Here is an 8195-nt window from a genome sequence, read left to right as displayed (position 1 = left end):
CGCGCCCGAGGTCGAGGCGAGACCCACGTCGGATTCGGTGATGCCGCCGACGCCGGCGTGAATGATGCGGGCGCGCACCTCGTCGGTGCCGAGCTTGTCGAGGGCCGCGACGATGGCTTCCACCGAGCCCTGCACGTCGCCTTTGACGAGAAGGGTGAACTCCTTGGTCCCGGCCGCTTTCAGCTGGGTCATCATCTGCTCGAGAGAGCCGCGCTGACCGGCCACGGCTTGGCGCTTGCGCCGCTCGCGCAGGCGGTAGTCGGTGATCTCGCGCGCGCGGGCCTCGTTCTCCACCACGGCGAATTGATCGCCGGCCTCGGGTGCCGAGTCGAAGCCCAGCACCTCGACCGGCACGGACGGGCCCGCTTCCTTGACCTGCTCGCCGACATCGTTGATCAGCGCGCGCACCCGGCCATAGGCCGAGCCGGCCACGACCAGATCGCCGAGACGCAGCGTGCCGCGCTGAACGAGAGCGGTGCCCACGGGGCCGCGCCCGCGCTCGAGCTTGGCCTCGACGATGACGCCCTCGGCGGGGCGGTCCGCATTGGCGGTGAGCTCGAGCACTTCGGCCTGCAGTGCGATGGCCTCGAGCAGCCTGTCGAGGCCGGTCTTCTTCAGCGCCGAGACCTCGATTTCAAGCGTGTCGCCGCCGAGGCTCTCCACCACGATCTCCTGGCTGAGCAGCTCGGTGCGCACGCGCTGCGGGTCGGCGCCTTGCTTGTCGATCTTGTTGATGGCGACGATCATCGGCACGTCCGCGGCCTTGGCGTGATTGATGGCCTCCACCGTCTGCGGCTTGACGCCGTCATCGGCGGCCACCACGAGCACGACAATGTCGGTCACCTGGGCGCCTCTTTGGCGCATGGCGGTGAACGCCTCGTGACCTGGCGTGTCGATAAAGGTGATCTTCTGCCCGGCAGGCGTCACCACCTGATAGGCGCCGATATGCTGGGTGATGCCGCCAGCCTCTTGGCTGACCACGTTGGTCGCGCGGATGGCGTCGAGCAGCGAGGTCTTGCCGTGATCGACGTGACCCATAATGGTCACGACGGGTGCGCGGGGCTGGGTATCCTCGGCCAGATCTTCGGCGCCGATGAAGCCTTCCTCGACGTCGGCCTCGGACACCCGGCGCGCGGTGTGGCCGAACTCCTCGGCGATCAGCTGAGCGGTATCGGCATCGATCACATCGGTGATCTTGTGCATCTCACCGTCTTTCATCAGGTACTTGATGACGTCAACGCCGCGCTCGGCCATGCGGTTGGCGAGTTCCTGGATGGTAATGACTTCCGGGACCACCACTTCGCGCTGAATTTTCTGCTGCGCCTGCGGACCGATGGTCTGCTTCTTCTGCCGCTCGCGGTGGCGCTTCAGCGAGGCAAGGCTCCGCTGGCGCTGCTCTTCGTCGAGCGCGTTGGTGATGGTCAGGCGGCCGCGAACCCTGCGCTCTTCGCCGGCACGCGGCTTGACGGCGCGCTCTTTCTTGTGGCGCGCCTCCGCGGTACGCGGCGCTTCGTCTTCTTCTTCCTTGACGACAAGATGCTTGCGGGCGACTTCCTCGCCCTTGCGCCTGGCCTCGGCTTCGGCCTCGTGCCGCTCCTCCTCCTTCTTCTGGCGCTCGACCGCCTCGTCGTGCTCCTTGGCCTTGACCTCTTCGGTGACGACGCGCTTTGTCGCCTCGTCCTTCGCCTTCTCGCGCTCGAGCGCCTCGCGCTGACGCGATTCAGTCAGGGCCCTCAGCCTCGCGTCCTTCTCCTCATCGGAAAGGGCGCGCAACACCACGCCGGGACGGCGCTGCTCGTCGTCGCGGGCGCGCTTGGCGGGCGCCGGCTCTGGCGCCGTCGCCACCTTCGGCTTCGGCTCCTCAACTAGCTGTGGCGCAGGGGTGGCGCCGACCGCCCGGCGCTTCTTCTTCTCGACCAGAACGGACTTGGAACGCCCATGGCTGAAGCTCTGACGAACATGGCCGGATTCGACCGTCCGGCGCACATTGAGCGTCATTTTCCGGCCACCGCGTACGGTTTTGTCGTCAGTCTCGTTGATTTCACTCATTCCTTGTCCGTGTCCGATCCAATTGGCTGGGCAAAGGCCGCGGCGCTGCCCTTGCGATAACGCTCCGCGCGGGAAGCGCTGGCGAGGAATTTCGCAGCCGCTCCGCCCTGGATCAGGGCTGCATGTATCACATTTGTCTTACCTGATGCCAAACCCAATTCATCCGCGCTGCAAAGGCGGACCGGGGCCGGCGTCTCGCCCTTTGCGGCAGCCCGGAATCTGCCGTCGAGCTTGCGGCAGCCGTCCTCGGCGGCGTCGCTCGCATGGATGAGCGCCACCACCTTTGATTTGGCGATGGCCTCCTCGACCTTGGCGGTGCCGAACACCACCTCTCCGGCCTTGTTGGCGAGCGCGAGAGCGCCGAGCGCCGCCTCGACCAGCAGGCGGTCGACGGTCTCGGCGAGCCCGGTCGGAATCTTGACCGGGGCTTTCAGCGCCCTGGCGAAGACGTTGCGATCGGCGGCTTCGGCTATCCCGTCATGGGTCGCCGTCACCCAAACCCCGCGGCCGGGAAGCCGTTCCTTCAGGTCGGGGACGATTGCGCCGTCAGGCGCGAGGACGAAGCGGATCAGATCCTGCTTGGGCAGGCGCATCCGCGTGAGCGCGCAGCGGCGGACGGTGTCTCCCGTCTCGCATCCTGTCTCAAGCTGTGGCTCAGCAACGTCCTGCCGCAACTGCTCTCTCTCCCAAAAAGCGTCTGGTGGCTGGGGCCGCTCATGACGCGGCGCCGCCGTCCTCGGTTTCGCCCGGCTCTTCGCCTTCGCCTGCCTCGGCCTTTTCAGCCTCAGGCTCAGGGTCAGGCGCAAGATCGGCTTCGCTGATCCATCCGGCTTTGACGCGCGCGGTGAGGATCAAATCCTCGACCTCCTGCTTGCTCAAGTTGAACCCGTCGAGGATGCCCTCGTGGTGGATGGTCTCCTTGTCCTTGCGCTCGTTCCACCCGAGCAGATCGTCGGTGGCGCAATCGGCGACGTCTTCCACGCTCTTGACGTTCTTCTCGCCAAGCGCGACCAGCATCGCCGTGGTGAGGCCCGGGATGGTCCCCACCTCGTCGGCAACGCCAAGAGCTTTCCGCTTGGCGTCCTGCTCGGCCTCGATCTTCTCCAGATGCTCGCGCGCGCGGGTCTGGATCTCCGCCGCGGTATTCTCGTCGAAGCCTTCGATCGAGGCGATTTCCGAGGGCTCGACAAAGGCCACTTCCTCGATCGAGGAGAAGCCTTCGGACGCGAGCAGCTGGGCGATGACCTCATCGACGTCGAGCGCTTCCATGAACATGGCAGAGCGCTCGGCGAACTCGGCCTGGCGGCGCTCAGACTCCGACGCTTCGGTCATGATGTCGATGTCCCAGCCGGTGAGCTGCGATGCGAGCCTCACATTCTGACCCTTGCGGCCGATGGCGAGCGAAAGCTGCGCGTCCGGCACCACCACCTCGATGCGCTCGGCATCCTCGTCGAGCACGACCTTGACCACTTCGGCAGGTGCCAGCGCATTGACGATGAAGGTCGCGGCGTCTGGCGACCATTGGATGATGTCGATCTTCTCGCCTTGCAGCTCGTTCACCACCGCCTGGACGCGGCTGCCGCGCATGCCGACGCAGGCGCCGACCGGATCGATGGAGGCGTCGCGCGACACGACCGCGATCTTGGCGCGGCTGCCGGGATCGCGGGCCACGGATTTGATGGTGACGATGCTGTCATAGACCTCGGGCACCTCTTGCGCGAACAGCTTGGCCATGAACTCAGGATGGGTGCGCGACAGGAAGATCTGGGGCCCGCGCTGCTCGCGCCGCACGTCATAGACATAGGCGCGAATGCGGTCGCCATAGCGGAAGTTCTCGCGCGGCAAAGTCTCGTCGCGCCGCACGATGGCCTCGGCGCGCCCGAGGTCGACGATGACGTTGCCGTACTCGACGCGCTTGACGATGCCGTTCACGATCTCGCCGACGCGGTCCTTATATTCGTCAAATTGGCGCTCGCGCTCCGCCTCGCGCACTTTCTGCACGATCACTTGCTTGGCGTTCTGCGCCGCCACGCGGCCGAAATCGAGCGGCGGCAGCGGCTCGGCGATGAAATCGCCGACTTGCGCCGCGGGGTTGCGGCGCCGCGCCTCCTCGATGGAGATCTGCGTCGCCTCCATGGTCACCTGCTCGACCACCTCGAGCAGCCGCGCGAGCCTGATCTCGCCGGTCTTGGGATCGACCTCGGCCTTGATCTCGTTCTCGCTGCCGTAGCGCGACTTGGCGGCCTTCTGGATCGCATCCTCCATGGCCATGATCACCACCTGGCGATCGATCGCCTTCTCGCGCGCGACCGCCTCGGCGATCTGTAAGAGCTCCAGCCTGTTGGCGCTCACGCCTGCCTGAGCCATCTGTTTCTGCCTCCGTTAAGTCTCAACCGGCGGGCGGGTGCCCGCGACAATTCCTCTAATGCGCCTTGCTCGCCGCGAGGTCGGCGCGGAAGCCGGCCTGATCGGCGACCAGCTTCGCTTCGCTGATCAGCGAGAATGGAATGCCGATCACCTGCGGCTCCTCGGAGCCTGGCAGTTCGATGCGCAGCAACGCCTCGTCCTCGGCCACGCCTTCGATGCGACCCCTGAACCGCTTTCTGCCGTCGACCAGCTCCTTCAGCTCTATCTTCGCCTCATGACCGGTGAACGACGCGAAATCGCTCGGGCGCACCAGAGGCCGGTCGATGCCCGGCGTCGAGACCTCGAGCCGGTAGCCTCCAGGCAGCGGATCGAGCGAGTCGAGCAGCGGCGAAAGCTTCCGGCTGATCTCTGCGCAATCCTCGATAGTCATCTGACCTTTAGGCCTCTCCGCCATCACCTGCACCGTGCCACCGTCGCGGCCCGAAACCTTCACCCGCACCAGGCGGAAGCCACGCTCCTCGAGCACCGGCTCGGCGAGATCGGCGATCTCGCGCCCGGCGCCCGTCTCGCGGGCGAAGCGGCGGTCAGCGCTTGATGAGCGGCTCGACATTGATAAAGCCATGACTCCCGCAAACGAAATGAGCAAGCGGGTCGCCTAACAAAAAGGAGCGGGCGAAAGGCCCACTCCTGATCAAAACCATCATGAGTTCGCGGCTAATATACGAGCTTTTCTCGATGATTCAAGGCCACTTCGATGCTCCCCAAGGGTTCGTCACCCCCCGCAAGCCGGGGGGTCAAGTCTTTGCGTGTGTTGCCTCACCGCCCAAGGATTGAGTGGCGGATGCGGTCGAAATCGTTGATTCGCTCGTAGCTTAGGGCGCAGATGCAGGAGGAGAGATAGCCGCCGGTGGCAGTGGCGCCGAAGGCAAGGCTGTCCTCGAAATTGCAAGTGTCGTCGCGGAACCCGATCCATTTGCGCTGTGCGTCTTTCAGCATGTCGAGTTGGGCTTCGGGCCTCACCTCCATGTCACGGGCGGCGGCTTTAACCGCTTCCTGCAGCGCGGCAAATTCCTGATTGAGGAGCGCATCGGCGGTGTCGGCGGCGCGGGCGAGGCAGGCCTTGTAGTCCGGATTGGAGCCCGTTTCCTTCTCGCAATCGGTGTAGCATGCGCTCTGGATCTGGCCCTGATCGAGGGCAGCCGCTTGCGTCGAGAGCAGCATCAGCACGAGGAGAGGGGCGCGCATCGATTTCTTCCCAGCAAGAGGCAGCATCGTCAGAGGCGACGGAAGCTGAGATAGGCCGGTTTGCGGCCCTCGCTCAAGGCCTTCCGTTCGTAGCGGGTCTCGGGCCAGTCGAAAGGCCTTGCCCGCCAATCCTTGGGGCCTTCTGCCGTCCAGGCAAAGGCTCGGCTTGCAAGGATGGTTAGGAGAGCCTCCCCGGCGTAGTCGCCGCTGTCGCTCGCAAATCTGAGCTCGCCGCCTTGTCTCAAAGCCTGCGCGAAATCCGCGACCGCATCGGGCGAAACCAGCCGTCGCTTCTGGTGCCGCTTCTTCGGCCAGGGATCAGGGAACAGCACGAAGATGCGCGCGATCGATTGCGGCGGCAGCCAGGCGAGCACGTCGCGGGCGTCGCCGTCATGGATGCGGATGGTGTTGAGGCCCAAAGGCTCGATCTTGCCAAGCAGGCTCGCCACGCCGTTGATGAAGGGCTCGCAGCCGATAAGGCCGATCTCGGGATGATGCTCAGCCTGCCAGACCAGATGCTCGCCTGAGCCGAAGCCGATTTCGAGCCACACCTGACTGACGGGTTGCGCGAACAGGCTCGCAAGCGGGGAGGGGGCCGGCTCCTGCAAAGGAAGGCGCAAAATTGGCAGCAGCTCGTTGAGCAGGCGGTCCTTCCGCTCGCTCAACGGCCTCGCCTTCCGCCTTCCATAGGATCGAAGAGGTCTCGGCTCGTTCACGTGTTGCGCCTCATGCTTCGAGACGCGCTGCTGCGCAGCGCTCCTCAGCATGAGGAGGTTACCCTCACCCTGAGGAGGGCCGAAGGCCCGTCTCGAAGGGTAAGGCCCAACCGGCTCAAGGTAATCTACGACAGCTCGGCGCGGATCGGCTCGATCAGGTCGAGGCGCTCCCAGGAAAATCCGCCGTCATTGTCCGGCTGCCGTCCGAAATGGCCGTAGGCCGCGGTGCGCTCGTAGATCGGGCGGCCGAGCCCGAGATGCTCCCTGATGCCGCGCGGGCTCAAATCCATGACGCGCCGGAGCGCCTGCTCGAGCTCCGATTCGCCGATCTTGCCGGTGCCGTGCAGATTGACGTAAAGCGAAAGCGGCTCCGACACGCCGATGGCGTAGCAGACTTGCAGCGTGCAGCGGTCGGCGAGCCCCGCCGCTACCACGTTCTTGGCGAGATAGCGCGCGGCATAAGCCGCCGAGCGGTCGACTTTGGTCGGGTCCTTGCCCGAGAAGGCGCCGCCGCCATGCGGCGCTGCTCCGCCATAGGTGTCGACGATGATCTTGCGGCCGGTAAGCCCGGCGTCGCCGTCGGGGCCGCCGATGACGAAACGGCCGGTGGGATTCACATAGAACTTGGTGTCGCGGCCGACCCAGCCTTGCGGCATCACCTCGTCGATGAAGCCGCGCACGATCTCCTGTACGCGTTCTTGGCTCACATCCTCGCCGTGTTGGGTCGACACCACGATCGAGTCGGCGCGCACCGGCTTGCCGTCCTCATAGGCGAGGGTGACCTGGCTTTTGGCGTCAGGGCCAAGCTCGGGCACCCTGCCGGTGTGCCGCGCCTTCGCCATCTCATGCAAGATGCGGTGGGCGTAGTAGATCGGCGCCGGCATCAAGGGCTCGGTCTCGCGGCAGGCATAGCCGAACATGATGCCCTGATCGCCGGCGCCCTCTTCCTTCTGCTTCTCGGCATCGGGATCGACGCCCATGGCGATGTCTGCCGACTGCTCATGCACGTAGAATTCGAACTCGGCGTTCTTCCAGTGAAAGCCCTTCTGCTCGTAGCCGATCTCACGCACGGCGCGGCGCGCCGCGTCTTCGATCAGCGCCGGTGTCACGGACTCCGGTCCGCGCACCTCGCCGGCCATGACGATGCGGTTGGTCGTCACCAATGTTTCGATCGCCACCCGCGAATGCGGATCGGCGGCCATGTAGAGATCGACCACGGCATCGGAGATGCGGTCGCACACCTTATCGGGGTGACCTTCCGACACCGACTCGCTGCTGAAGAGATAGTTTCGACTGTTCGCCACGTGACCCTCTATGAATCCGACGGTGGAGGACGGAACCCTTGTCCCGCGCCGGCTTAATACAAGAAGAGGGGTGGCGGTCAAGCCGCCTGATGACTCTTAAGCGTTATCGCTGCTCGCGCCCAACGCCCGAACGAGATCGACCAGGCTCTTGCGGACTTTCGGATCGGCGATCTTGACGAAGGCGCGGTTGAGCTCGAGACCCTCGCGGCTGTTGAGGAATTCGAGAATGAAGGCTTCCGAGGCGCCTTCCGCCATGCCTGGCGTGGCGCGACCGTCGACATGCGGAGCTTCCTCGAAAAAGAATTGAACGGGGACATCGAGAATTTTTGAGATCTGGAACAGCCGGCTCGCGCCGATGCGGTTCACACCCTTTTCATATTTCTGCACCTGCTGAAACGTGAGTCCCATGCTCTCGCCGAGTCGCTCTTGGCTCATGCCGAGCAACATACGGCGCAAACGGACCCGGCTCCCCACGTGCTGATCCACCGGGTTAGGCTTCTTGCCTGCCATGCGT

The 8195-nt window shown here is 65.0% G+C and carries 8 protein-coding genes; all 8 read right to left on the bottom strand.

Features of this window, described 5'->3' with window-relative positions:
- Positions 1–2049 (bottom strand): translation initiation factor IF-2 (gene infB, locus ACREC7_RS01785; RefSeq protein WP_431553971.1); only part of this gene is annotated, 2049 nt, incomplete at its 3' end.
- Positions 2046–2723 (bottom strand): RNA-binding protein, encoded by a 678-nt coding sequence (locus ACREC7_RS01780; protein WP_431553970.1) that lies wholly within the window; start codon positions 2721–2723, stop codon positions 2046–2048. The genes ACREC7_RS01780 and infB, both read right to left, overlap by 4 nt.
- Before the next feature lie 40 nt (positions 2724–2763).
- On the bottom strand, positions 2764–4416 hold the full coding sequence (gene nusA, locus ACREC7_RS01775) for a transcription termination factor NusA (protein WP_431553969.1): 1653 nt from the start codon (positions 4414–4416) through the stop codon (positions 2764–2766).
- Between the two features lie 55 nt (positions 4417–4471).
- The gene (rimP, locus tag ACREC7_RS01770) at positions 4472–5026 is read right to left on the bottom strand and encodes a ribosome maturation factor RimP (RefSeq protein ID WP_431553968.1); all 555 of its coding nucleotides are present in this window, start codon (positions 5024–5026) and stop codon (positions 4472–4474) included.
- A gap of 206 nt (positions 5027–5232) precedes the next feature.
- Positions 5233–5661: a lysozyme inhibitor LprI family protein gene (locus ACREC7_RS01765; RefSeq protein ID WP_431553967.1), complete on the bottom strand. Its 429-nt coding sequence runs from the start codon at positions 5659–5661 to the stop codon at positions 5233–5235.
- A gap of 29 nt (positions 5662–5690) precedes the next feature.
- Positions 5691–6326, bottom strand: coding sequence for a tRNA (guanosine(46)-N7)-methyltransferase TrmB (gene trmB, locus ACREC7_RS01760; RefSeq protein WP_431553966.1), 636 nt, complete (start codon positions 6324–6326; stop codon positions 5691–5693).
- Between the two features lie 176 nt (positions 6327–6502).
- Entirely contained in the window at positions 6503–7681 is a 1179-nt protein-coding gene (gene metK / locus ACREC7_RS01755; RefSeq protein WP_431553965.1) for a methionine adenosyltransferase, read from the bottom strand.
- 96 nt (positions 7682–7777) lie between these two features.
- The gene (locus ACREC7_RS01750) at positions 7778–8191 is read right to left on the bottom strand and encodes a helix-turn-helix domain-containing protein (protein WP_431553964.1); all 414 of its coding nucleotides are present in this window, start codon (positions 8189–8191) and stop codon (positions 7778–7780) included.
- Between the last annotated feature and the right edge of the window lie 4 nt (positions 8192–8195).

The organism is Methyloceanibacter sp., from assembly GCF_050728395.1.
In the GTDB taxonomy this organism is placed as follows: Bacteria; Pseudomonadota; Alphaproteobacteria; order Rhizobiales; family Methyloligellaceae; genus Methyloceanibacter.
Note: the sequence above shows the minus strand (reverse complement) of the source record. Positions and strands in the feature narration are given on the sequence as shown.

Excerpts from the sequence above, each read along its gene's own strand:
- nusA (WP_431553969.1), bottom strand. The coding sequence starts at position 4,416 with ATGGCTCAGGCAGGCGTGAGCGCCAACAGGCTGGAGCTCTTACAGATC.
- rimP (WP_431553968.1), bottom strand. The coding sequence starts at position 5,026 with ATGTCGAGCCGCTCATCAAGCGCTGACCGCCGCTTCGCCCGCGAGACG.
- ACREC7_RS01765 (WP_431553967.1), bottom strand. The coding sequence starts at position 5,661 with ATGCGCGCCCCTCTCCTCGTGCTGATGCTGCTCTCGACGCAAGCGGCT.
- ACREC7_RS01750 (WP_431553964.1), bottom strand. The coding sequence starts at position 8,191 with ATGGCAGGCAAGAAGCCTAACCCGGTGGATCAGCACGTGGGGAGCCGG.